This is a genomic window from Pseudomonas sp. B21-040 (assembly GCF_024748695.1).
Taxonomy (GTDB): domain Bacteria; phylum Pseudomonadota; class Gammaproteobacteria; order Pseudomonadales; family Pseudomonadaceae; genus Aquipseudomonas.
In genome coordinates this window covers 6,670,636-6,692,827 of record NZ_CP087176.1, presented here as the reverse complement: position 1 = coordinate 6,692,827, position 22,192 = coordinate 6,670,636, and the positions used below count along the sequence as shown (strand labels likewise).

23 protein-coding genes are annotated in these 22,192 nt (G+C 59.0%); 12 read left to right on the top strand and 11 right to left on the bottom strand.

Features of this window, described 5'->3' with window-relative positions:
• Positions 1 to 2: 2 nt before the first annotated feature.
• The gene (locus tag LOY55_RS30755) at positions 3 to 632 is read right to left on the bottom strand and encodes a LysE family translocator (protein ID WP_109786805.1); all 630 of its coding nucleotides are present in this window, start codon (positions 630 to 632) and stop codon (positions 3 to 5) included.
• A gap of 143 nt (positions 633 to 775) precedes the next feature.
• Between LOY55_RS30755 and LOY55_RS30750 the strand changes: the two genes are divergently transcribed.
• Positions 776 to 1,249, top strand: a complete 474-nt coding sequence (locus LOY55_RS30750) for an Lrp/AsnC family transcriptional regulator (RefSeq protein WP_046030842.1) — start codon at positions 776 to 778, stop codon at positions 1,247 to 1,249.
• A 133-nt stretch (positions 1,250 to 1,382) separates the two neighbouring features.
• On the opposite strand, the gene lpdA is transcribed toward LOY55_RS30750, so the two are convergent.
• Entirely contained in the window at positions 1,383 to 2,783 is a 1,401-nt protein-coding gene (lpdA, locus tag LOY55_RS30745) for a dihydrolipoyl dehydrogenase (protein ID WP_109786804.1), read from the bottom strand.
• Positions 2,784 to 2,999: 216 nt separating this feature from the next.
• On the opposite strand from lpdA, the gene hflK (LOY55_RS30740) reads away from it, so the two are divergent.
• The 8 genes from hflK (LOY55_RS30740) to cfaB all read left to right on the top strand — a co-directional run bounded on the left by hflK (LOY55_RS30740) (position 3,000) and on the right by cfaB (position 12,304).
• Positions 3,000 to 4,961 carry a protease modulator HflK gene (hflK, locus tag LOY55_RS30740; protein WP_223522374.1) on the top strand — a complete coding sequence of 654 codons (1,962 nt, stop codon included), beginning with the start codon at positions 3,000 to 3,002 and terminating at the stop codon, positions 4,959 to 4,961.
• On the top strand, positions 4,958 to 6,004 hold the full coding sequence (hflC, locus tag LOY55_RS30735; protein ID WP_109786803.1) for a protease modulator HflC: 1,047 nt from the start codon (positions 4,958 to 4,960) through the stop codon (positions 6,002 to 6,004). Before hflK (LOY55_RS30740) ends, hflC begins: the two co-directional genes overlap by 4 nt.
• Positions 6,001 to 7,059 carry a protease modulator HflK gene (gene hflK / locus LOY55_RS30730; RefSeq protein WP_077430988.1) on the top strand — a complete coding sequence of 353 codons (1,059 nt, stop codon included), beginning with the start codon at positions 6,001 to 6,003 and terminating at the stop codon, positions 7,057 to 7,059. Before hflC ends, hflK (LOY55_RS30730) begins: the two co-directional genes overlap by 4 nt.
• The gene (locus LOY55_RS30725) at positions 7,056 to 8,966 is read left to right on the top strand and encodes a cation-translocating P-type ATPase (protein ID WP_223522312.1); all 1,911 of its coding nucleotides are present in this window, start codon (positions 7,056 to 7,058) and stop codon (positions 8,964 to 8,966) included. Before hflK (LOY55_RS30730) ends, LOY55_RS30725 begins: the two co-directional genes overlap by 4 nt.
• A 119-nt stretch (positions 8,967 to 9,085) precedes the next feature.
• Positions 9,086 to 9,340 (top strand): membrane protein, encoded by a 255-nt coding sequence (locus tag LOY55_RS30720; RefSeq protein WP_046030837.1) that lies wholly within the window; start codon positions 9,086 to 9,088, stop codon positions 9,338 to 9,340.
• Positions 9,341 to 9,407: 67 nt separating this feature from the next.
• The gene (locus tag LOY55_RS30715) at positions 9,408 to 10,253 is read left to right on the top strand and encodes a DUF692 domain-containing protein (protein ID WP_223522311.1); all 846 of its coding nucleotides are present in this window, start codon (positions 9,408 to 9,410) and stop codon (positions 10,251 to 10,253) included.
• Positions 10,244 to 11,032 (top strand): DNA-binding domain-containing protein, encoded by a 789-nt coding sequence (locus LOY55_RS30710; RefSeq protein ID WP_223522310.1) that lies wholly within the window; start codon positions 10,244 to 10,246, stop codon positions 11,030 to 11,032. Before LOY55_RS30715 ends, LOY55_RS30710 begins: the two co-directional genes overlap by 10 nt.
• A gap of 84 nt (positions 11,033 to 11,116) precedes the next feature.
• A complete protein-coding gene (gene cfaB, locus LOY55_RS30705) occupies positions 11,117 to 12,304 on the top strand; it encodes a C17 cyclopropane fatty acid synthase CfaB (protein ID WP_109786800.1) in 1,188 nt (395 codons plus the stop codon).
• Here cfaB and cls read toward each other — a convergent pair.
• Positions 12,301 to 13,740, bottom strand: a complete 1,440-nt coding sequence (gene cls / locus LOY55_RS30700) for a cardiolipin synthase (protein WP_109786799.1) — start codon at positions 13,738 to 13,740, stop codon at positions 12,301 to 12,303. The genes cfaB and cls overlap by 4 nt on opposite strands.
• Positions 13,741 to 13,873: 133 nt before the next feature.
• Here cls and LOY55_RS30695 point away from each other — a divergent pair, with 133 nt between their 5' ends.
• The gene (locus LOY55_RS30695) at positions 13,874 to 14,395 is read left to right on the top strand and encodes a DUF3617 domain-containing protein (protein ID WP_046030831.1); all 522 of its coding nucleotides are present in this window, start codon (positions 13,874 to 13,876) and stop codon (positions 14,393 to 14,395) included.
• A gap of 24 nt (positions 14,396 to 14,419) precedes the next feature.
• Here LOY55_RS30695 and LOY55_RS30690 read toward each other — a convergent pair whose 3' ends face one another.
• From LOY55_RS30690 to LOY55_RS30660, 7 genes are all read right to left on the bottom strand, one after another.
• Complete coding sequence (locus tag LOY55_RS30690) at positions 14,420 to 15,316, bottom strand: His/Gly/Thr/Pro-type tRNA ligase C-terminal domain-containing protein (RefSeq protein ID WP_046030830.1); 897 nt, start codon at positions 15,314 to 15,316, stop codon at positions 14,420 to 14,422.
• Between the two features lie 157 nt (positions 15,317 to 15,473).
• A complete protein-coding gene (locus tag LOY55_RS30685) occupies positions 15,474 to 16,034 on the bottom strand; it encodes a DapH/DapD/GlmU-related protein (RefSeq protein WP_223522309.1) in 561 nt (186 codons plus the stop codon).
• Positions 16,031 to 16,906 carry a metal ABC transporter substrate-binding protein gene (locus tag LOY55_RS30680; protein WP_223522308.1) on the bottom strand — a complete coding sequence of 292 codons (876 nt, stop codon included), beginning with the start codon at positions 16,904 to 16,906 and terminating at the stop codon, positions 16,031 to 16,033. Before LOY55_RS30680 ends, LOY55_RS30685 begins: the two co-directional genes overlap by 4 nt.
• An 11-nt stretch (positions 16,907 to 16,917) precedes the next feature.
• Complete coding sequence (locus LOY55_RS30675) at positions 16,918 to 17,784, bottom strand: metal ABC transporter permease (protein WP_109786796.1); 867 nt, start codon at positions 17,782 to 17,784, stop codon at positions 16,918 to 16,920.
• Entirely contained in the window at positions 17,784 to 18,452 is a 669-nt protein-coding gene (locus tag LOY55_RS30670) for a metal ABC transporter ATP-binding protein (RefSeq protein WP_223522307.1), read from the bottom strand. Before LOY55_RS30670 ends, LOY55_RS30675 begins: the two co-directional genes overlap by 1 nt.
• Complete coding sequence (folE2, locus tag LOY55_RS30665; protein ID WP_046030824.1) at positions 18,449 to 19,345, bottom strand: GTP cyclohydrolase FolE2; 897 nt, start codon at positions 19,343 to 19,345, stop codon at positions 18,449 to 18,451. Before folE2 ends, LOY55_RS30670 begins: the two co-directional genes overlap by 4 nt.
• Before the next feature lie 92 nt (positions 19,346 to 19,437).
• Positions 19,438 to 19,815, bottom strand: coding sequence for a hypothetical protein (locus LOY55_RS30660; RefSeq protein ID WP_046030822.1), 378 nt, complete (start codon positions 19,813 to 19,815; stop codon positions 19,438 to 19,440).
• A gap of 143 nt (positions 19,816 to 19,958) precedes the next feature.
• Between LOY55_RS30660 and zigA the strand changes: the two genes are divergently transcribed.
• Positions 19,959 to 21,167, top strand: coding sequence for a zinc metallochaperone GTPase ZigA (gene zigA / locus LOY55_RS30655; protein WP_109786793.1), 1,209 nt, complete (start codon positions 19,959 to 19,961; stop codon positions 21,165 to 21,167).
• Entirely contained in the window at positions 21,167 to 21,817 is a 651-nt protein-coding gene (locus LOY55_RS30650) for a DUF1826 domain-containing protein (RefSeq protein ID WP_223522306.1), read from the top strand. The genes zigA and LOY55_RS30650 overlap by 1 nt, the downstream gene beginning before the upstream one ends.
• A 4-nt stretch (positions 21,818 to 21,821) precedes the next feature.
• Here LOY55_RS30650 and LOY55_RS30645 read toward each other — a convergent pair whose 3' ends face one another.
• Positions 21,822 to 22,178 (bottom strand): NADH:ubiquinone oxidoreductase, encoded by a 357-nt coding sequence (locus LOY55_RS30645; RefSeq protein ID WP_223522373.1) that lies wholly within the window; start codon positions 22,176 to 22,178, stop codon positions 21,822 to 21,824.
• Positions 22,179 to 22,192: the final 14 nt, after the last annotated feature.

The following is a 22,192-nucleotide window of genomic DNA, read 5'->3' as shown; positions in this document are numbered from 1 at the left end:
GCTCAAGCCTGTTGCACAAAGGTCAGCCGCACCGCGAAGCCGATCAACAGGCTGCCAAACAGCCATTGCTGGAGCCGCTGGGCCGAAGGACTGCGTTGCAGCCAACGGCCCAGCGCCGCGCCGACCAGCGCATAAGCGCTGTCGAAGAGAAAGCCGACACAGACCAGCACCATGCCCAGGATCGCGAATTGCGTGAGGACTGATCCGGCGTGTGGATTGATGAACTGTGGCAGCAGCACCGAGCAGAACAGCAGCGCTTTGGGATTGAGCAGATTGGTGAGCAAGCCGCGCTGGATGGCATTCGACCAGCGTGTTTTCTGTGGCGTGGCGTCTTCGCCATTCAGGCTCGGCAGCATCGTGGTCCGCAGGCACTGAATACCAATCCACAGCAGGTACGCGGCCCCGGCCAGACGCACCACATCGAAGGTCCACGGCGCGGCTTTGAACAACGCCGCCAGCCCCAACGCGGCCAACGCCACGTGACAACCCCGGGCGATGCCCAGGCCTACTGCGGTGGCCAACGCAGCCCCTTTACCCTGGCGGGCGCCGGTTTGCAGCAGCAGGATCATGTCTGGCCCGGGTAACAAATACACCACGGCCAGCGCCATGAAAAACAGCCAGAGTCCTTCCACGTTGCACCCCTTCGATGTCGATTTGGTAGGGCCAGTCTAGGCCGCAAGGGCAGGGCAGGTGGTTGCGTAGTCAGCTTCTAAAGCCAATGAATTTGGCATAACCTGCTGCTTTATATGTGCCAACCATCAGGATCTGCCAAATCATGAAACTGGATGCCTACGACCGTAAAATCCTCGCGGCCCTGCAACGGGACGGTCGACTGAGCAATGTGCAATTGGCAGAAGAAATCGGCTTGTCCGCCTCACCTTGCTTGCGGCGGGTGCGGATGCTGGAAGAGGCGGGTGTGATTCGGGGTTATCAGGCCAATCTGGATCGCGACGAGGTGGGGCTTGGGTTGACCGTGTTTGTCGGGGTCAAGGTGGAGCGCCACAACGACGAACAGGCTGAAGCTTTCCGTGTGGCCGTAACGGCGTTACCGGAAGTGATTTCGGCGTTTCTGGTGTCGGGAGAATCAGATTTTCTGCTGCAAGTGGTGGTGCCGGATTTGCGCGGGTACGACCGTTTTCTCACGGAGCGGCTGTTGAAGTTGCCGGGGGTGAGCGATATCCGCAGCAACTTCGCGATTCACACGGTGAAGACGCCGGGGGCGTTGCCGTTGGGGCATTTGCCGCTTTAGACCGAGTCGCCGCTATCGCGAGCAAGCTCCCACAATGATTTGCGGTGTAGTACAAATCGCGTGCCCACCCAAGAACCTGTGGGAGCGAGCTTGCTCGCGATAGCGGCAGACCCGACAACAAGAATTTTAAGGCCTACATCTGCGTCGCCATCCCCTCCACATTCATCGCCGCCTGGCGCAACGCCTCGGACCGGGTCGGATGCGGATGGCAGGTCAACGCAATGTCTTCAGCCGAGGCGCTGAATTCCATCGCCACGCAATACTCGCCAATCATTTCACTGACGCTGGGCCCCACCAGGTGGACGCCGAGGATTTCGTCGGTACGCTCATCGGCCAGCACTTTGGCGAAGCCTTCGGTCTCGTGGTTGATCTTGGCCCGGCTGTTGGCGGTAAACGGGAATTTACCGACCTTGTACGCGCGACCTTCGGCCTTGAGTTGCTCCTCGGTCTTGCCGACGCTGGCCAGCTCCGGTTTGGTGTAGATCACGCTGGGAATCAGGTCGTAATTCACCTCACCTGCCTTGCCGACGATCTGTTCGATGCAGGCCATGGCTTCGTCTTCGGCCTTGTGGGCGAGCATCGGCCCGGACGTCACGTCGCCAATCACCCACACGCCAGCCGCTTCGGTACGGTGGCCCTGGTTGGCGAGCATGCCGCGTTTGTCGGTGGCGAGGCCGACATTTTCCAGCCCAAGGCCCTGGGTATAAGGCCGGCGACCGATAGACACCAGCACGTAATCAGCCTCCAGCAACTCAGGCGTGCCACCCGCCGCCGGTTCAATGCTGAGTTGAACGCCGGTAGTCGAGGACGCGGCGCTGGTGACTTTTGAACTTAACTTGAAGCTAATGCCTTGCTTACTTAACGAGCGCTGCAGGGTTTTGCCGGCCTCAACATCGACACCGGGACAGATGCGGTCGAGAAATTCGACGACCGTGACCTGAGCGCCCAGGCGTCGCCAAACAGAACCCAGCTCCAGGCCGATGACGCCGGCACCGATCACCACCAGATGTTTTGGCACTTCGGTCAGCGACAGGGCGCCGGTGGAGTCAAGGATACGTTTGTTGTCGATGTCGACGCCTGGAAGGGGAGTGGGCTCGGAGCCGGTGGCGATGATGATGTCTTTGGCACTCAGCTCGGTCTTGCTGCCCGCATTATCGGTCACCGTGACTTTGCCCGGCCCGTCGATGTGGCCCCAGCCCTTGATCCAGTCGACTTTGTTTTTGCGAAACAGAAACTCGATGCCTTTGGTCAGCCCGGTCACGCTTTCATCTTTTTGTTTCATCATCTGAGCGAGGTTGAGCGTGGGTTTGACCTCGATGCCCAGGTTGGCGAATTCCGAACCCATGGCCGCCTCGTAGAGTTCGGAGGCGTGCAACAACGCCTTGGACGGCATGCAGCCGACGTTCAGGCAAGTGCCGCCCAGGGTGGCGCGACCTTCGACGCACGCCGCTTTCAAACCCAGCTGGCCGGCTCGGATCGCTGCGTTATAACCGCCGGGGCCACCGCCCAGAATCACGACGTCGTAGCTGCTCATGGATGTACTCCTGAAGAGAAGGGATCGGGCTGATTGAAGGTAGTCTTTGATAAAAATTACGAACGTAATATGTGCGTTTCCGGCTGTTTCGGTCAAGGCTTCAGCTTAGCGACAGGTTCAGCGCCTTTAGATGTTGCGATTTACGACGAAAATTTCATGGTTTTCGTTATATCGTAACGAAATGTGATGTCCGCATTGAATAAACACTGGGGTGGTATGCAAGTCGATCTCGAAGTCGATGGGGCGCAGGTAGCAGGGCTGCCGCGCTTTCAGCAGGCGGTTTTTCAGGGGCGGCGATTACGACAATTCGCCATCGGCCTTGGTGCTCTTTCGGCGGCCGGGCTGGTGTTGGCATTATTTGTCGGATTGTTCGCGCCGCTGTCGCTGTGGGCGCCCTTGCTGGTGAACCAGAGTGCCGCGTTGCTGGTGCTGGTGGCGGGTTTGCAATCAGCGGGGTGGATAACCCGGTGGCGCGCAGAAGCCATGAACCCGACGCTGCCGGTGGTCATTGTCGCTGACGACACCGTTGCACCTGAAGGTTGGTATGAACGACTGCTGGAGCGATTCAGTCAGCGCTCGGTGCGAATGCTCGGTCAGATCGGCGCACCGACACTCTGGCTCGGCGCCTGGGCGCTGTTGGCGGCGTTCAGTGTCAGTCAGTTCTGGAACCTCGCGTTACCGCCCGCCGCGCTGGGTTTGTCCGCCAGCGTCGGCGCGGCGCTGGCCTTGCTGCTGGCGTTCGGTCTGCTGGTGGTTGAACGACAACTGGCCCAGGAAAACGTCGCCCAATGGCCGGAAGCAGGTGCACTGGCGCAATTGACTCGGGTTGCGATTATTTGCCTGGTGCTTGGTGCGTTGTGTCTGTTGTTTGCCAGCGAAGAGTCGATCTGGCCGGTGCGTTTGGCGGTGCTGATCGGTTTGTTGCCAGGCCTGGTCGCGGTCGAGTTGCTGCTGCGTGCGGTGTTGTCGCTGTTCAGCCCACAGCGTGAACAACTCGAGCCTCCATTGCTGGCCCGCAGTTTTGTCGCCGACATGCTGCGCTGGCCACCGCAGCCGCTGCTCGCCTTGCAGCACGAATTGCACAACCGCTTCGGTATCGACCTGCGACAAATCTGGGCGTTCACCTATATGCGCCGGGCGTTTTTTCCGGTGCTGGCAGTGGTTGCCATTGTCGGCTGGTCGCTCACTGGCATTCACGAAATACCGTTGCAGGGGCGGGGTATCTACGAGCGATTTGGCAAACCGGTGGCGGTGTTTGGTCCTGGTTTGCACGCCGGTCTACCGTGGCCGTTGGGTCGTGTGCTGAATGTCGAGAACGGCGTGGTTCACGAGTTGGCCACCAGCGTTGGCGAAGCCTCGGCCCCCGTCGTACTTGAACCAGCCGAAGGCCCCGCGCCGGCGATTGCCAATCGGCTGTGGGATGCCAGCCATGTGAATGACAAATCCCAAGTCATCGCCAGCAGCCGCGCCGACAAGCAGAGCTTCCAGATCGTCAACATGGACGTGCGCTTCGTCTATCGCATCGGCCTGACCGATCAAGCAGCATTGGCGGCCACCTACAACAGTGCTGACGTGCCGACGCTGATTCGCAGCACCGCCAGCCGGATTCTGGTGCACGACTTCGCCTCGCGAACCCTTGATGGTTTGCTCGGCGAGGACAGGGTAGGTCTGGCTGATGAGATCGGTCGCGCGGTGCAGGCGGACTTGAACACGCTCGACAGCGGTGTGGAAATTCTCGCGACCGTGGTGGAAGCGATTCACCCACCGGCCGGCGCCGCCAACGCTTATCACGGCGTGCAGGCAGCGCAGATTGGTGCTCAAGCATTGATCTCACGAGAGCGCGGTGCTGCGGCGGAGGCGACCAATCAGGCGCAACTGCAAGCCAGCATTGCCCGCGATCAAGCGACCGCCAGCGCCCATGAAATCAATGCCACAGCGCAGGCGACGGACCTCAAGTTCAGCGCTGAACAGAAAGCCTATGCCAGTGCTGGCCAGGCCTTTGTGCTGGAGCAATACCTTGGCCAACTGACCCAAGGCCTGGCCAACGCCAAGCTGCTGATTCTTGATCATCGTCTGGGTGGCAGCAGTAATGCGCCGACCATCGACCTCCGTACTTTCACGCTGCCGGCCGATCCTGCGTCGCCGCGTACCAGCGCCCAGCCAGGAGCTGCCCATTGAGCCAGTCGCATACACACGATCACGATGACCACGCCGGCCACGATCATAGCCATGGCGGACACGGGCATCATCACGGTCACCATCATCACCACCATGGTGATCCGCAAGAAGCCGGACCGTTTCCATGGCGGCGCATGGGTTGGGCGGCGTTGCTCGTGGCATTTGCCATTGCCGCCGCGAGTCTTGTTCAAGTGCGCTCGGGGGAGGCGACAGTGATCACGCGCTTTGGTAATCCATCGCGGGTTCTACTGGAGCCGGGGCTTGGCTGGCGTTGGCCGGCACCGTTTGAGGCAGCCATACCCGTCGACTTGCGGCTGCGCACAACCTCCAGTGGTTTGCAGGATGTCGGTACCCGCGACGGTTTGCGCATTATCGTTCAGGCGTATGTGGCGTGGCAGGTGCAGGGCGACCCGGACAACGTGCAACGCTTTATGCGTGCGGTGCAGAATCAGCCGGATGAAGCGGCGCGACAGATTCGCACGTTTGTCGGCTCGGCACTGGAAACCACCGCCAGCAGTTTTGACTTGGCAAACCTGGTCAACACCGATGCCAATCAAGTTCACATTGTTGATTTTGAGGCGCAGCTGCGTCAGCAGATCGATCAGCAATTGCTCACCACTTATGGCGTGCGCGTGCTGCAAGTCGGCATCGAACGCCTGACCTTGCCCTCCGTCACTTTGACCGCCACGGTCGATCGCATGCGCGCCGAGCGTGAAACCATTGCGACGGAACGAACGGCCATCGGCAAACGTGAAGCGGCGCAAATTCGTTCCGCCGCTGAGCGTGATGCGCGAATCGTGCAAGCCGATGCGACGGTCAAAGCGGCTGACATCGAAGCTCAATCGCGTGTCGAGGCGGCGCAGATTTACGGCCGTGCTTATGCCGGCTCGCCGCAGTTGTACAACTTGCTGCGCTCACTCGACACCTTGGGCACCATTGTTTCGCCGGGTACAAAACTGATATTGCGCACAGATGCGGCGCCATTTCGGGTGTTGGTGGATGGACCGCCTGCTCTCGAAAACAAGTCCGGATCGCAGCCATGAAATTAGTTCCACGTGGAACACAGGCATTGAGCAGTCCCTGGATTCAGGCCGGGCGCTTGGCTTTTCTGGCGCTGTACGCCGTGACCGTTCTCGCGGCATTAGCGTGGGCGTTCTCGAACGTAAGGCAGATTGATCCACAGAATCGCGCAGTGGTTTTGCACTTCGGCGCACTGGATCGCATCCAGAACGCCGGGTTGCTATTGGCATGGCCGCGACCGTTTGAGCAGGTGGTTTTATTACCGGCCGCAGATCGGGTGATCGAACGTCGAGTGGGAAATCTGTTGCGCAGCGACGTCGCCTTGCAGGCTGATCGCGCGGCGACGTTTGCCACGCCCATCAGTGATGCACTCGCCGGTTCCGGCTATTTACTGACGGGTGACGCCGGTGTGGTGCAACTCGATGTGCGAGTCTTCTACAAAGTCACCGAGCCCTATGCCTTCGTGCTGCAAGGTGAACATGTATTGCCAGCGCTGGATCGGTTGGTGACCCGAAGTGCCGTTGCCCTGACTGCGGCGCGAGACTTGGACACTATTCTCGTGGCGCGTCCTGAACTGATCGGCGCGGACAATCAGGCCGCCGAACGCCGTGAACGTCTGCGCGGCGATCTGGTGCAGAGCATCAATCAACGTCTGACCGAACTGGCGGCGACGGGGCAGGGGCTGGGTATCGAAGTCGCGCGTGTCGACGTGCAGTCGAGCTTGCCCGGTCCTGCGGTGAACGCTTTCAACGCGGTATTGACCGCGAGCCAGCAGGCCGACAAAGCGGTGGCGAACGCCCGCACTGAAGCAGAGAAGGCGACTCAGGCCGCCAACGAACAAGCGGATCGAACGCTGCAAGTGGCCCATGCCCAAGCCAGCGAACGGCTGGCGAAAGCGTCTGCCGACACCGCCACCGTATTGAGCCTGGCTAAGGCGCAGCAACAGGGCACCGATCCGCAAATGCTGCTGCGCATTTACCGTGAGCGGATGCCGAAAATTCTTGGTCAGGCCGGTTCTGTGACCACGGTTGATCCCAAAGACGATTCCCGCCTGATCATTCAGGGAGCTGCCCAATGACCACGCAAACCGCCGCTGCACCGAGCATGTTGTCCTCGGCCGAACAACGCAGCGCTGCCCGCCAACTGACGCTGGCCATGCTCGCACTGGGCCTGCTCGGGCTCGGCCTGGTCTGGCGCTGGCTGTCGCCGGAGCAGACCGGTGTCAGTCAGTTATTGCTCGGTTTTGCCTCGCTTCTGGTGGCTGTGCCGGTGATGCGTTCGGCGTGGTACAGCCTGCGCTACCCGAGCTTGCACGGAATCACTGACCAGTTGATCGCGCTTGCCATGCTCGGCGCTTGGGCCACGGGAGATCTGCTGACGGCGGCGTTGTTGCCGATCATCATGATCTTCGGCCATGTGCTGGAAGAGCGCAGCGTGATCGGTTCTCAGGAAGCGATTCATGCTCTGGGCAAGCTGACCCGCAGTCATGCGCGCAAGGTTCAGGCTGATGGCTCGATCCTCGAAGTCGACAATCGCACACTCAAACCCGGTGACCAGGTCGAGGTGCGTGCCGGCGATCGCGTGCCGGCGGATGGTCGCGTGTTGTCCGGTCAGGCGAGTCTCGATACGGCTTCTATTACCGGTGAGTCAGTGCCGATGGAAGCCGGAGTTGGTATGCAGGTGTTTGGCGGGGCGATCAATCTCGATGGTCTGCTGCGCATTGAAGTGACCCGCACCGGCGACGAATCGACCTTGGGCAAAGTCATTGCGCTGATGCAAAGCGCCGAGCGCTCCAAGCCGCCGATTACTCGCTTGTTGGAGCGTTATGCCGGCAGCTACATGGTGCTGGTGTTGTTGCTGGCTGCAGTCACCTGGTTCGTAACCAATGATGCTCAGGCGATGCTTGCGGTGTTGGTCGCCGCGTGCCCTTGTGCGCTGGTGCTGTCGGCGCCGGCGACGGCAATTGCCGGCGTGGCGGTGGCTGCGCGCCACGGCATTCTGATTCGCAGTTCGGCTTTTCTTGAGGAACTGGCGGACCTGACGTCGCTGGTGGTCGACAAAACCGGCACGCTGACGTTCGGTACCTTGCGCTTGCAGTCGATCGATAGTCCGCTGGAAGACCGCAGCCATGTGCTCAAGTTGGCCGCTAGTCTCGGTTCGGCCAGCAGTCATCCGGTCAGTCGTGCGCTCGCCGGGCTGGTCACGCAGGAGCACTTTCCGCTGCTGTCTGATATCCACGAGCGTCAGGGGTTGGGCGTGGTGGCAATGACCGAACAGGGCGAGGCCGCACTCGGTCGGCCCGAGTTGTTCGCGCAGTTGGGTATTGTGACGTCGGCGGTTCCTGAACACGACGGACCGATTGCCGGACTGGCGCTGGATGGTGAATTTCTCGCCTGGCTGTTGTTGGCCGACAGCGTCAAACCCGAGGCGCGATTTGCCTTGAGTGAGCTGCGTGAATTGGGCTTGGGTCGACAACTGCTGCTCACCGGGGATCGGCAGAGCGTTGCCCACACGTTGGCCCGCGATGTCGGCATCAGCGATGTCGAGGCCCAGGCATTGCCTGAGGACAAGTTGAATCGAGTGCTCAAGGAAATTGGCAGCGGCTTCCGGCCGATGGTGGTCGGGGACGGGATCAATGACTCCCTGGCGCTCAAGGCGGGTGTCGTGGGTGTAGCCATGGGCGCGGGCGGGGCCGATATTGCGTTGGCTTCGGCAGACATCGTGCTGATCGGCAGCGACCTGCGTCGGCTCGGCACCTGTGTGCGTTTGAGCCGCCAATGCCGCCAAACCTTGCAGGTCAATGTGATCATCGGTTTGGGCTGGACACTGGCGATTGTCGCATTCGCGGCGTTTGGCTGGCTTGGCGCGGCAGGGGCAATGATCGCGGCGTTGCTGCATAACTTGAGCACGTTGTTGGTGTTGGGCAATGCCGGACGTTTGCTGCGGTTCCAGGAGCCGTTACTCAAGCTCAAAGAAGACAGTTGAGTGAATCGAAAACTTTTTTGGATGCCTCTGTAATGCCATTGGGGGAGCGCTCTCTAGTGCTGTGTCGGGACTGAACAACATTCCAGCCGACAACCCTGACGATGACTGAGGATACAAAAATGAACTTCAAAACTGCTTCCACCGGTGCCGCTCTCGCTTTCGCTGCGGCGACTCTGTTTGCCGGTGTTGCGACAACGGCTCAGGCTGCTGACGCTGCTCAGGTTCACTGCTACGGCGTGACCTCGTGCAAAGGCATGAACGATTGCAAAACCGCGGAAAACGCCTGTAAGGGTCAGGCAGTTTGCAAAGGTCACGGCTTCAAGGCCATGACTCAGGCTCAGTGCATGAAGGAAGGTGGCAAGGTCGGCGAGTAACCGACTACCGTTTGGCGCCGCAGTGGCTTCCCCCAGCCACTGCGGCCATTTTGCGAGGAGCCCACCAATGTCTGCATCCCTTCCTTGTCTGGGCTATGGCCTGGGTTTACGCAGTGCTTACTACCAGGACATTCTTGATCAGTCGCCGGCCGTGGACTGGTTCGAAGTCGTCTCCGAAAATTTCATGGTGCAGGGCGGCAAAGCCCTTTATTACCTGGACGCCATCGCCGAGCGTTATCCGCTGGTGATGCATGGCGTATCGTTGTCCATCGGCGGGCCGCATGCCCTCGATCCGAACTATCTGCAACAACTCAAGCTTCTGGCTGATCGCGTCAAACCGGCGTGGGTTTCCGATCACTTGTGTTGGAGCCGTGGCAACGCCCATCAGCTTCATGATTTGTTACCGCTGCCTTACACCGAAGAAAGCCTTTATTACGTCGCTGATCGGGTGCGCCAGGTACAAGACGTTTTGCAGCGGCCACTGGTGCTGGAAAATGTCTCCAGTTATGTGCGCAGCGCTGACGATGATTTCAGCGAGTGGGCGTTTCTCGAAGCGTTGAGCCGGTTGAGCGATTGCGAGTTGTTGTTGGACGTCAACAATGTCTATGTCAGCTCACGCAATCATGGTTTCGACCCCTGGACCTTCATTCAAGGTTTGCCGGCAAACAAGGTTCGCCAACTGCATCTGGCGGGCCACAGCGACTACGGCGATTACGTCATCGACACCCATGACCATCCTGTCAGCGACCCGGTCTGGGCGCTTTATCAACGCACGCTCGATTACCTCGGCCCGGTCGCCACGCTGCTGGAGCGCGATGACCATTTCCCGCCGTTTGAAGAACTGCTCAATGAATTGCAAAAAGCCCGGGAGTTGGGTGCGAGCGTGCTGAACCGGAGGCAGAAATGCGCCTGATCGATTGGCAACTGGCCTTTGAACGCTACCTGTTGGGAGCGCCGGTGGCGGCTGATGTCACGCTTGGCTCCAGCCTTATGGGTGGCCCGACGCTGGATGTCAGCACAGGGTTGGCGATTTATCACAATGCTTATCAGGCCCGGCTACAGGAAGTGCTACGCGCAGACTTTCCCGCCATCCACGATTGGTTGGGTGACGATGAATTCGAACAACTCACCGCGGCTTACATCCGCCAGAATCCTTCGGATCATTACAACCTTCGTTGGCTCGGCAAAGGCTTCGAAATGTTTATTCGTCAGCATCTGGTGCCTGAACAGAGTGCGCCGCTGGCGGAACTTGCAGCGCTGGAGTGGGCCTTTACGCTGGCATTCGACGCGCCTCCCGGAACGCCCCTGACGATGCAAGACATGGCGCAACTGGCACCCCAAGACTGGCCGACGCTGCAAGTCAGCCCCAGTCCCTCGCTGCAATGGCTGGAGTGTGCCTTCAACAGTGTGGCGATCTGGCGATCGGTAAAGGATCAAGCGCAGTTTCCTGGCAGCACGCCACTCGACAGTTCCCACACGGTGGTGATTTGTCGAAATGATCTCGTTTGCCAGTATCGAAGCCTGGAGCCTGGAGAGGCCAATGCGCTAAAAGGCCTGTTTGAGCGTGAATGGAGTTTTGCTGAACTGTGCTCCGAATTGACAGTCATCTGTGGAGAGGGTGCGCCATTTCAAGCTGTGACCTGGCTCAAGCAGTGGGTTCACGACGGTTGGTTGCAGCGTCACAAATCATAGAAATTGGCTATTAATTCGATAGCCAGCTAATTTTCTAAGATGGTCTACCCTCACATCAGACGTCTGAAACAAGGGGGACTTTCCATGCTCGCGCAACTTCCACCGGCCTTACAGAATCTGCAGCTACCGCTACGCCTGCGACTCTGGGACGGCCATGAATTCAATCTGGGGCCGACGCCCAGCGTCACGATTGTGGTCAAGGACCCACAAATGGTTACCCAGTTCACCCACCCAAGCCTGGATGCGCTCGGTGCGGCATTTGTCGAGGGCAAGCTTGAGCTGGAAGGTTCCATCAGCGACGTCATCCGCGTCTGCGATGAATGGAGTCAGGCGTTGTTAAACGAGGACGATAGCAATCAACCGGTTCGTACCGTCCACGACAAGGAAACCGACGCCAAGGCCATCTCCTACCATTACGACCTCTCCAACGAGTTTTATCAGCTGTGGCTCGACAGCGACATGGCGTATTCCTGTGCGTATTTCGAGACCGGCAGTGAAACCCTGGAGCAGGCCCAACAGGCCAAGTTCAGGCACCTGTGCCGCAAGCTGCGGTTGCAGCCGGGCGAGTATTTGTTGGACGTCGGTTGCGGTTGGGGCGGACTGGCTCGGTATGCGGCGAGGGAGTTCGGTGCGAAGGTATTTGGCATTACGCTCAGCGAAAAACAACTGGCCCTGGCCCGTGAACGCGTTAAAGAGGAAGGTCTGGAGGATTTGGTTGAGCTGCAACTGCTCGACTATCGCGACCTGCCTCAGGACGGTCGCTTCGACAAAGTGGTCAGTGTCGGCATGTTCGAACACGTGGGCCACGCCAACCTGGCTGAATACTGCAAAACCTTGTTCGGCGCGGTGAAAGAGGGCGGCCTGGTGATGAACCATGGGATCACCGCCAAACACATCGACGGTCGTCCTGTGGGGCGCGGTGCCGGCGACTTCATTGGAAAATATGTATTCCCAAACGGCGAGTTGCCGCACCTGTCGATGATCTCTGCCGAGATCAGTGAAGCGGGGCTGGAGATCGTCGATGTCGAAAGCCTGCGCCTGCATTACGCGCGTACTCTCGACCACTGGAGCGAGCGCCTCGAAGACAACCTTGAGGCGGCGTCCAGGCAAGTGCCGGAGCAAGCCTTGCGGATCTGGCGACTGTACCTGGCAGGATGCGCTTATGCGTTTGCCCGGGGCTGGATCAACCTGCACCAGATCCTCGCGGTTAAAGCCCACCCCGATGGCAGCCATGAATTGCCATGGACGCGCGACGACATCTACAACCCTTAGAGAATCGGTGAGATAAGCCGGGCGACCCGCATGCCAATTTGTTGCAGGCGATGGGTCTCCCGGCTTTCTTCTTTGGCGATTTCGTGGGCCTGGGAAAAGTCGTCGTTGAGCATCTGTTCCACTTCGGCGGCAAAGGCGCTGTCGACCGTCAGCAACATCACTTCGAAATTGAGCCGGAACGAGCGGTTGTCCAGGTTGGCACTGCCGATGGCGCTGATTTCACTGTCGATCAACACTACTTTCTGATGCAGGAAACCAGGCTCATAGCGGAACACGCGTACACCGGCGCGTACGGCCTCGAAGGCGTAAAGGCTGGAGGCGGCGTAGACGATTCGGTGGTCTGGACGCGAGGGCAGCAGCAGTCGCACATCGACGCCTCGCAGCACCGCAAGCCTGAGTGCCGCGAACACAGCTTCGTCGGGGATGAAATAGGGGCTGGTGATCCACACGCGCTCAGTTGCGGCATGAATGGCTTCGACGAAGAACAACGAACAGGTTTCGTAGGAATCTGCCGGGCCGCTCGCAAGCAATTGGCACAGAACACCGTCATCCGGAAACACATCCGGCAGAATCAGTGGCGGTAGCGATCGTGCTGCCCAGAACCAGTCTTCGGCAAAAGACTCCTGCATACAGGCCACCACCGGTCCGCGCACTCGAACATGAGTGTCTCGCCAAGGCGCCAGCGGAGGTTTCTCGCCCATGTATTCGTCGCCAACGTTATGCCCGCCCACGAACCCCAGCACCCCATCGACCACCACGATCTTGCGGTGGTTGCGGAAGTTGACCTGGAAGCGATTGAGCCAGCCACTGCGGGTGGCGAACGCCTTGACCTCGACGCCGCCGTCGCGCAACGCCTGCACATAGCTGTGGGGCAGGGAGTGGCTGCCAATACGGTCATACAGCAGGTAAATCGCGACGCCTTCGGCGGCTTTTTTCAAAAGAAGTTGGTGCAGGCGTTGGCCGAGACGATCATCGTGGATGATAAAGAACTGAATCAATACAGCTTCTTTTGCCTTGCTGATGGCCTCGAAAATTGAATCGAACGTGGCTTGGCCATTGATCAGCAAATGGACTTCGTTGTTCGCCAGGCAAGGCATTCGGCCCAGCTTTGGCATCGCCCGCAGCGACGCGTAGGCGTTGGAGGCGCGAGCGGTCAGCGCCTCTTCGACCCAAGGGCGCCAGTTGAGCTCGGAGATGGCTTTGCGCATTTCTTCGTTGGCCTGTCGCCGAGCCTTGATGTAACCATCGAACGTGCTGCTACCGAAAACCAGGTACGGAATAAGCGTGAGGTAGGGCATGAATACCAACGACAGGGCCCAGGCGATTGAGCCCTGAGCGGTCCGGACGGTGAGTACGGCGTGTATCGCCGCAATCGTGCCCAGCGAGTGAAGCAGTGCAATGGTGTAGCCGAAAATGTGCGGTCCGAAGTAATCCATGGGGGGCAGCCCTGCTCCTGAAGATACAGTGCTTAACAGACCATGTTCCGTGCAGAATGTCGCTATTTAATTGGCCCATGAACCGAAGCCGAAGGCTGGCGTCTAACGGCCACTACTGATCAGGAGTTTGTCGATGAACGTTCGTCTGCTGGGTTTGGCCATGGCCATTGGTGTGTCACTTCCTGTGGTTGCTCAGGCGCAGATGCTGCAACCCGGGTTGTGGGAAATGACCACAAGCAACATGAAGGTCGATGACCAGAACCTGCCGGACTTGCAGCTGATCCTCGGTCAGTTGCAGAGCCAGATGACGCCGGAGCAACGTGCTCAACTGGAGAAGCAGGGCATCACCATGGGCGGCAAAGGGATTCGGGCTTGCCTGACCCCGGAGCAAGTGAAGACCGACAACATTCCACTGACCGACCCGCAATCGGGCTGCAAGCAGGAAATCACCGACCGCAGCGGTAACCAGTGGAAATTCCGTTTCAGCTGCCCCAAAGCGCAAGGTGCCGGTGTTGCCACGTTCCTCAGCGACCGTGAGTTCACGACCAAGGTCAACGGTACCTTCAATGCCACCGGTATCCAGCAAAAGGGCAGTCTCGAAAGTCGCGCCGTGTGGCTGGGGCAGGACTGCGGAACGGTCAAGCCTCGAGCCTGAAACCTTTGCCAGTACAGCCGCTCCCTACATGATCGTGTGGGGGCGGACCCGATTCAGCCACTGACACGCAGCCTCAACATCCATCCTGCCCAGGTCCTCACCGGCACCGCTGCGCACACTGACGAATTCCCCTTCCTGTTCTTTCTCGCCCACGACCATCAGGTACGGCACTCTTTGACTGTGTTCGCGAATCTTGTGGCGGACCTTTTCATGCCGCAGATCCGCATGAGCATGCACACCGCTACGACGCAATGTCTCGGTCACCGACTGGGCATAACTCGCTTGGCGTTCAGCCATGCTGACAATGATGACAAGCGGAGGGGCTCGCCAGTTGTCCAGTTCCTGTTGGCAAGACCAACACGTGCCGTAGATTCGTTGCTCAGACGTTCCGCTAATGGAGTCGAGGGAGAAAGCCTGCAACACCTTCGTGGCCGGAACGTGCGGGCCAGTCGTCAACTGTTCGAAGTCCCCCAGGCGGTATAACGACAGTTGCTCTGTCGACTTCATTGTTCGTCGACGGATCGAGTGGTTGGTCGCCGCGAGTATCTGCATGCGAGCTTCGATCAGTGGCAGGTCGTCGCGGGTTAACGATTGCTCGAGGGTAAAACCGTAAAAGAATCCGTCACCCAACGCCGATCCAGACTGCAACTGCACATTGGGATGAAGCTGCTTGACCGCCATTGCCAGGATCAACGCGCAGGACCGCCGAAGGATTTCCAGGCCATCGGGTTCCTGAGGTGTGACGATGCTGACCCGCGCATCGCTCCTGATCATGTATTCACAATCCACCAACACACCCTCCACCCGACCGGCCACCGCCGCTTTCGCCAACCCGGGGCTGATACTGGCAGCGAGTTCGGACACGGACAGCGGTTGGTTGTATTCACGCAGTGAACCATCAGGCAGGCGGATTTGAATCATGGGTGATGCTCTCGAGTGCTTCTATTATTCGCGCTAGCGCATTAACCGTAGAGAACTGCGCTGACGGGTCTTCGCTATGAGGGGTGGTTATCGGCAGGACTTCGTCTGCCATTAATTCCAACAAGGTGGATAGTGCGAATCAGCACGCTGCTCATCGTCAGAACTCGTTTTGCAGCGCTTTGTAACCGCGCACCAGATCGACATTGGTCCGGGCCACGTCCTCGGAAAACTCCGAGGCACTGACGCTGACCGGCGGGAATTGCGACAGGTCCGTGTTCGGTCCGATACGGGTAGTGGAGGGCACGTAGAACCCTTCGGGCAAATCGCGTCCGTCGACCACCGAGTTATGCCGCACCACGCAGCCATCGCCGACCACGCAGTTGAACAGCACACTGTTGAAACCGACGAACACTCGATCACCGACCGTGCAGGGGCCGTGGACAATGGAGCGGTGGGCGATCGAACTGAACTCGCCGATAGTGACTGCCGCGCCGGACTTGGAGTGAATCACCACGCCGTCCTGAATGTTCGAGTTGGCGCCGATGGTGATCGGTTCCATTTCGCCGTCGGCGTCTACTTCGTCGGCGCGAATCACCGCGTAAGGGCCGACGAAAACGTTCTCGCCGATCACCACTTTGCCGCAGATGATTGCGGTCTTGTCCACATAGGCGGACTGCGCAATCAGCGGTAAATCACCTGAAGGGTTCTTGCGGATCATGGCTTGCTCAACGTCTCGTACAGAGTATTGAGGTTGTACTCGAACAGCCCGGCAAAGGTGCTGGCCGGCCCGGTGGCGGCGAGGGCATCGGAGTACAACGTGCCGCCGATGTGCGCGCCGCTTTCATCGGCAATCTGCTTCAGCAGGCGGGCGTCCTTAATGTTTTCCATGAACACCGCTTTGACCTTGGCCTGACGAATCTGAGTGATCAGTGCAGCCACTTCGGCAGCCGAAGGTTCGCGTTCGGTGGACAGGCCCTGAGGTGCCATGAAGTCGATTCCGTAGGCCTGACCGAGATACCCGAAGGCGTCATGGGAGGTCACGATTTTGCGATTGCCTGGCGGTAGTGAACCGAGCTTGGCCTTGGCTTCGGCAAGCAGCGCGTAGATCTGTTTCAGGTACGCCTGGCTGTTACGTTGGTAGTCAGCCTTGTTCACCGGGTCCGCAGCGATCAGCGCTTTGGTGATGTTGGCGATGTACAGTTCGGTGTTCGCCAGGTTGTGCCAAGCGTGAGGGTCGGGAACGGTTTCGCCGTCTTCATCCAGGGAGCGCGGGATGACGCCGTGACTTGCGCTAATGATCGGCGCCTTGGTCTCGGTGCTGGTCACCAGGCGGTCCAGCCAAGGTTCGAAACCCAGCCCGTTTTTGATGATCAACTGGGCACGGAGCAACGCTTTGGCATCGTCCGGCGTCGGCTCGTAAGTGTGGGCATCGGCGTCGGGGCCGACCATGTTGGTGATCTGGATATGGTCGCCGCCGACCTGATGGGTCATGTCGGCGAGGATGCTGAAGCTGGTGACTACCTGAAGTTTTTCCGCAGCAGACAGTGACATCGATAGCATCAAACTGAACAGCACGAGTAGAGCGCGCATCGGAAAACACCTCATTGGGATGTGAGTAAAGGAGGGCGGCGCAGCAGGCCATGCACCGGTCCGAACACCACGGACAGCAGATACAGACCACCCGCGACCAATACGATGGCCGGGCCGCTGGGTAGCGAGTAGTAGAACGACAGCAGCAATCCAAGCCATACCGAGAGACAACCCAGCAACGCGGCGATACCCATCAAGACCGGCAAGCGACGGCTCCAGAAGCGCGACGCGGCGGCAGGCAACATCATCAAACCGACCACCATCAGCGCGCCGATGGCCTGGAAACCGATCACCAGATTCAACACCACGAGCATCAGGAACACGCCATGGGCCAGCGGTCCGAGTCGGCTGACGGTTTGCAGAAAGAGCGGATCGAGGGTGTCCAGCAACAGTGGTTTGTAGATGAGGGCCATGGCGAACAGGCTGAAGCCCGAGACCCACAACATGCCGGTCAGCGTCGGACCATCGACGGCTAGCGCGGAGCCAAATAGCAGGTGCAACAGGTCCAGGCGTTTTCCGGCGATGCCAAGAATCAACACACCACTGGCCAACGAGATCGGATAGATCGCGGCAAGGCTGGCGTCTTCTCGCAGGCCGGTGCGACGGGTGATCCATGCTGCCAGCCCGGCCATGGACAACCCTGCGCCTAACCCGCCGATAGTCAGTGCCGGCAGGCTCAACCCGGCGAACCAGAAGCCGAGTGCGGCACCGGGCAAGATGCCGTGGGCGACTGCATCGCCGATCAGGCTCATGCGTCGCAAGATCAGAAACACCCCCAGCGGTGCCGTGCTGCCCGCCAGCAAGAGCCCGCCGAGCAGGGCCCGGCGCATGAACACAAACTCGTGGAACGGTTGCCAAAGTTGAGCGGTGGCGAGCATCAGGCCACCTGCGTTTGAGGTTGTTGGCGGATCAACTCGGTGCTCGATCCAAGCACGCAGCCAGTGTTTTTGATCAGCAGTGTCTGTGGAATGTGTTGGCGAACGGCGGCCAGGTCATGGCACACCACAACCAGGGTTCGACCTTGGGCGTGCCATTCGTGGATGTGTTTCCAGAGCAGCGACTGACCGAGTTCATCGAGTGCTGCGTGCGGCTCATCCAGCAACACCAGTGGCGTTTGTGCAAGGCTTAGTCGGGCGAGCAGGGCACGTTGCAGTTCCCCGCCCGACAATGCCATTAACGGGCGTTGTTCCAGACCGCTCAGGCACCAATTCTCCAGCACGGTATTGAGGCGTTGGCGGCGTAATTCAGGCGATAGCTTGATGCCCCAAAAACCGGCAGCCACCAACTCCTGGAGGCTGATGGGAAATTGCCGGTCTAAGTGTTGTTGCTGGGGGAGGAAGGAGAGGGCGCCCTTACGTGGAACATTGAGGATGACGTTGCCTGCCAGAGGTCTTTGCAGTCCGGCGATGACTTTCAGCAGGCTGCTTTTACCCGAGCCGTTGGCGCCGATGACGGCGGTCAGGCTTCCCTTCGGCAAATAGACATCCAGCGCAGGTGTGAGCGGTTGTCCGGGTGCGCCCCAACGCAATGCCTGACAGCGAATCATGCCGCCTCCCAGTTCCATCGGCTTTCAGCGACGGCATCGTGGGCATGAAGGCTTTCGGCATGGACCACGCGAATGTGAAATGCGTGAATGCCCGGGGAGCGTTTCAGGGCAAGGTTCAAACGTCGTGCAGCGTCCTCACAGAACATCAGGTTCTGACCATTGGCCAAGGCGAAGGCTTGTTCATCGGCGCGCTTTACCGCGGTTTGTACGGCAGTGCCGAGGGCTGCTTCGGCGTCATTGATGAGAGCGATCAGCGGCAGGTCATCCAGATAATCGTCGAGACGCAGGCGTAACTCCGCGTTGCTGCGTTGGCTATGGGGCGTCGCAACGATGCCTTTTGTGGAACCGAGCCATGCCAATACTTCGGCGTGTTGCAGCGACTTGTTGGCGAAATCATCGACGAATTGTTGCTGAATCAACTGCCGGGAAAGTGCGGCTGAACAGGGGCAGGTGGAGGAATAAGCAACGTCGATTTTTAGTTCCACGTGGAACATCGCGTTTTTCAGCCGCGCTTCGATGCTCACTGGATACGTTTTCCAGCCGGCCAATGGGCTGATCAACGCCGGCCTTTTTAGCAGTAGATCGCCATGAATTCTTAAGTACGCGCAAGTAGACAGTCCTTGGTGAGTGTCGAGAAAGCACTGCAAGACTCGTCGCAACAGTGCGGGGCTCAGGTCTTGCTGCTCGAGCATCTCCAGTGCCAGATACAACCGCGACATATGAATCCCGCGAGCTGCGCCATCATCGAGGCTCACGCCCGCGTCCACTTTCGCGCTTATGCGTTGGCCATCGAATACAACAGGAAGAGCAATGCCGCACATGCCTACCCAGTCGAGTGGCAGGGCTTGGCGAGAAGCTTGCGCGGCGATATCGGGCAAGGTCAGCGCATTCATGAGCAGGTCCGTCGAGGGGAATCGATTTTATATGTTATGTTATTACATAAAATTCGACTACGCCTTTTTCACGACGCTTGGTCACTTCAGGCCTAGCAACCGGTCATCCTGCTACAGGTGAATGTGGCGCTACTGCCTCCAGAACTGGAAAAGCGGTTGATCGTTGTCCAGCCAACCCGACGGTTGTAGCCAACCCAGGCTTCGCCGTCGGAAGCGATACCGGTGAAGAACGTCAGCTGCCCATAGCGACTGTTGGTCTGCGCCCAGTAGCGGTTGCCCGCCATTTCGAAGCCGCGCAGATAGATCGTGCTACCGACGGTGTTGACGCTGTACGCATTGCCATCGGCATCCACGCAGGCGAGCAGATTGGCGCTGCGTGTGCATTTAGCCAGGCTCGGAATCTGCGCCAGGACTTGTGTAGCAGCCATCAGCGAAGCGCACATCAGCGCCAATCTCAGGGCGATACGCATAGGATTTCTCGGGGATTGAATGGGGTTCAGCTTCGGACGCTTTGTCGTCACGAGCAATAGGAGGGTGGCTTGATTGCATTGTTATACTATAACATTAAATTAAGCCCGACACTGCGACCGGGCATCCCTGTGAGGAAACCCTGATGCCCAATCGACTTCCCGTGACCGTCCTGTCGGGCTTTCTCGGTGCCGGAAAAAGTACGCTGCTCAACTACGTGCTGCGTAATCGCGACAACCTGCGAGTCGCCGTCATCGTCAACGATATGAGTGAAATCAATATCGATGGCAGCGAAGTCCAGCGTGATGTCAGCCTGAATCGTGCGCAAGAGAAGCTCATTGAAATGAGCAACGGCTGCATTTGCTGCACCTTGCGCGAAGACTTGCTCGAAGAGGTCAGCAAGCTCGCCAAGGACGGGCGATTTGACTATCTGCTGATCGAATCCACCGGCATTTCCGAACCGCTGCCCGTGGCCGAAACGTTCACCTTTCGTGATGAACAAGGGCAAAGCCTGGCCGACATCGCGCGGCTCGACACCATGGTCACCGTGGTCGATGGCATGAATTTCTTGCTCGACTATCAAGCCGCCGAAAGCCTCGCCACCCGTGGAGAAACCCTGGGTGAGGAGGACGAGCGCTCGATCACCGACCTGTTGATCGAGCAGGTCGAGTTCGCTGACGTCATCCTGATCAGCAAAATCGATTTGATCAGCAGTCGTGAGCGCCAGGAGCTGATCGAGATTCTTCAGCGCCTCAATGCACAGGCGCAGATCATCCCGATGGTCATGGGTGAAGTTCCACTGCAGAGCATCCTCAACACCGGTCGCTTCGATTTCGAAAAAGCGGCTCAGGCGCCAGGCTGGTTGCAGGAGCTACGTGGCGAGCACGTGCCGGAAACCGAGGAATACGGGATCGCTTCGACCGCTTATCGAGCCCGCCGCCCCTTTCACCCGCAGCGTTTTTTCAGCTTCATCGACCGTCCATGGACGAATGGAAAGCTGCTGCGCTCCAAGGGTTTTTTCTGGCTGGCCAGCAAACCTTTGGACGCCGGCAGTTGGTCTCAGGCCGGCGGCTTGATGCGTCACGGTTTCGCCGGGCGCTGGTGGCGGTTTGTGCCGAAAACCCAGTGGCCGCAAGATGAAGAAAGCACCGCTGGAATCATGGAAAACTGGAGCGCCGCCACCGGCGATTGCCGCCAGGAACTGGTGTTCATCGGCCAAAACATCGACTTCGCACAACTCACCGCTGAACTAGACGATTGCCTGCTGACCGACGCGGAGATGGCTTTGGGAGCCGAGGGTTGGCGAGCGCTGCACGATCCGTTTGGTCCATGGCATGACGAGGCGGCTGCCTGATGCTGGCGCCGACTCTGAAGCGGCGTTCTGTCGTTCAACAAGTCCAGGGTGAAACGCCGAAAACGCTAACCCGAATTCTTGATGACGGGGTCAATCTAGCCACTTGGCAGCGTCAATTACCGGTACATATCGCCGATTTCGGCCACTTGCTGCTGTCGCAGAATCAGCCGCTGGCCGAATCACGGGTTCTGGAATTACTCGACGATGAGACTGAACCCGATCTGCGAGGATTAGCTTCGGGCTTCAGCGATCTGGAAGGGTATGGAGCGTTCGTCGCCGACGTGTCCTGGCTGGTCAGCGCGTTTGCCTGTTTGTTGGGCGCCAAGCGCATCGGCCTGCGTTTACGGGCACTGGACAAGGCCATGTGCCCGCGTTTCCACGTCGATCATGTGCCGGTGCGGTTAATCACTACGTATTCCGGCATCGGCAGTCAGTGGCTGCGAGAGGGTGTTATGGATCGTCGCCAATTGAGCCAACCTCAGGCTGAGCCTGTACAGGATTCGCTGATCGAGCAAATCGCCAGCGCGCATGTGGCGCTGTTTAAGGGCGAGAAGTGGCACGGCAACGAAGGTTTCGGCCTGATTCACCGCTCGCCGCAACCCGCATTGGGCGAGCGTCGTTTGATCCTGACCCTTGACTGGCTGAGCTGATGCCTCACGGCTTGAGCCAGTTTCCCTGGCTCTGTGTTTCGCAAAAAGGCTTCAGATACGCCGCATCGGTGGCCACGCCGTAATAGTGAATATCCTGACGGTAAGGCATATTGGCGACTTGGGCGTTGCTGCATACGCCGAAACTGCCACTGGGGCATTGGTCTACGTACTGCACGTCGACCTTCTGGCCCGGAAGGTTGGGCTGGCAGAAACCGTCAGCGAAGAGTTTTTCCGGGATGGTGCGGTTTTGCTGGCACACTTTTACGTCGAGTCTCTCACCTGTGCTATGTACTACGCAGGCTTGAGCCAATGCTTCACCTGAACTGAGCGCCAGCAGCAACGACAATCCCATCAAACGCATCATTTACCTCCTCT

Excerpts from the sequence above, each read along its gene's own strand:
- LOY55_RS30750 (WP_046030842.1), top strand. The coding sequence starts at position 776 with ATGAAACTGGATGCCTACGACCGTAAAATCCTCGCGGCCCTGCAACGG.
- lpdA (WP_109786804.1), bottom strand. The coding sequence starts at position 2,783 with ATGAGCAGCTACGACGTCGTGATTCTGGGCGGTGGCCCCGGCGGTTAT.
- hflK (WP_223522374.1), top strand. The coding sequence starts at position 3,000 with ATGCAAGTCGATCTCGAAGTCGATGGGGCGCAGGTAGCAGGGCTGCCG.
- hflK (WP_077430988.1), top strand. The coding sequence starts at position 6,001 with ATGAAATTAGTTCCACGTGGAACACAGGCATTGAGCAGTCCCTGGATT.
- LOY55_RS30725 (WP_223522312.1), top strand. The coding sequence starts at position 7,056 with ATGACCACGCAAACCGCCGCTGCACCGAGCATGTTGTCCTCGGCCGAA.
- LOY55_RS30720 (WP_046030837.1), top strand. The coding sequence starts at position 9,086 with ATGAACTTCAAAACTGCTTCCACCGGTGCCGCTCTCGCTTTCGCTGCG.
- LOY55_RS30715 (WP_223522311.1), top strand. The coding sequence starts at position 9,408 with ATGTCTGCATCCCTTCCTTGTCTGGGCTATGGCCTGGGTTTACGCAGT.
- LOY55_RS30710 (WP_223522310.1), top strand. The coding sequence starts at position 10,244 with ATGCGCCTGATCGATTGGCAACTGGCCTTTGAACGCTACCTGTTGGGA.
- cfaB (WP_109786800.1), top strand. The coding sequence starts at position 11,117 with ATGCTCGCGCAACTTCCACCGGCCTTACAGAATCTGCAGCTACCGCTA.
- cls (WP_109786799.1), bottom strand. The coding sequence starts at position 13,740 with ATGGATTACTTCGGACCGCACATTTTCGGCTACACCATTGCACTGCTT.
- LOY55_RS30695 (WP_046030831.1), top strand. The coding sequence starts at position 13,874 with ATGAACGTTCGTCTGCTGGGTTTGGCCATGGCCATTGGTGTGTCACTT.
- LOY55_RS30690 (WP_046030830.1), bottom strand. The coding sequence starts at position 15,316 with ATGATTCAAATCCGCCTGCCTGATGGTTCACTGCGTGAATACAACCAA.
- LOY55_RS30685 (WP_223522309.1), bottom strand. The coding sequence starts at position 16,034 with ATGATCCGCAAGAACCCTTCAGGTGATTTACCGCTGATTGCGCAGTCC.
- LOY55_RS30680 (WP_223522308.1), bottom strand. The coding sequence starts at position 16,906 with ATGCGCGCTCTACTCGTGCTGTTCAGTTTGATGCTATCGATGTCACTG.
- LOY55_RS30675 (WP_109786796.1), bottom strand. The coding sequence starts at position 17,784 with ATGCTCGCCACCGCTCAACTTTGGCAACCGTTCCACGAGTTTGTGTTC.
- LOY55_RS30670 (WP_223522307.1), bottom strand. The coding sequence starts at position 18,452 with ATGATTCGCTGTCAGGCATTGCGTTGGGGCGCACCCGGACAACCGCTC.
- folE2 (WP_046030824.1), bottom strand. The coding sequence starts at position 19,345 with ATGAATGCGCTGACCTTGCCCGATATCGCCGCGCAAGCTTCTCGCCAA.
- LOY55_RS30660 (WP_046030822.1), bottom strand. The coding sequence starts at position 19,815 with ATGCGTATCGCCCTGAGATTGGCGCTGATGTGCGCTTCGCTGATGGCT.
- zigA (WP_109786793.1), top strand. The coding sequence starts at position 19,959 with ATGCCCAATCGACTTCCCGTGACCGTCCTGTCGGGCTTTCTCGGTGCC.
- LOY55_RS30650 (WP_223522306.1), top strand. The coding sequence starts at position 21,167 with ATGCTGGCGCCGACTCTGAAGCGGCGTTCTGTCGTTCAACAAGTCCAG.
- LOY55_RS30645 (WP_223522373.1), bottom strand. The coding sequence starts at position 22,178 with ATGCGTTTGATGGGATTGTCGTTGCTGCTGGCGCTCAGTTCAGGTGAA.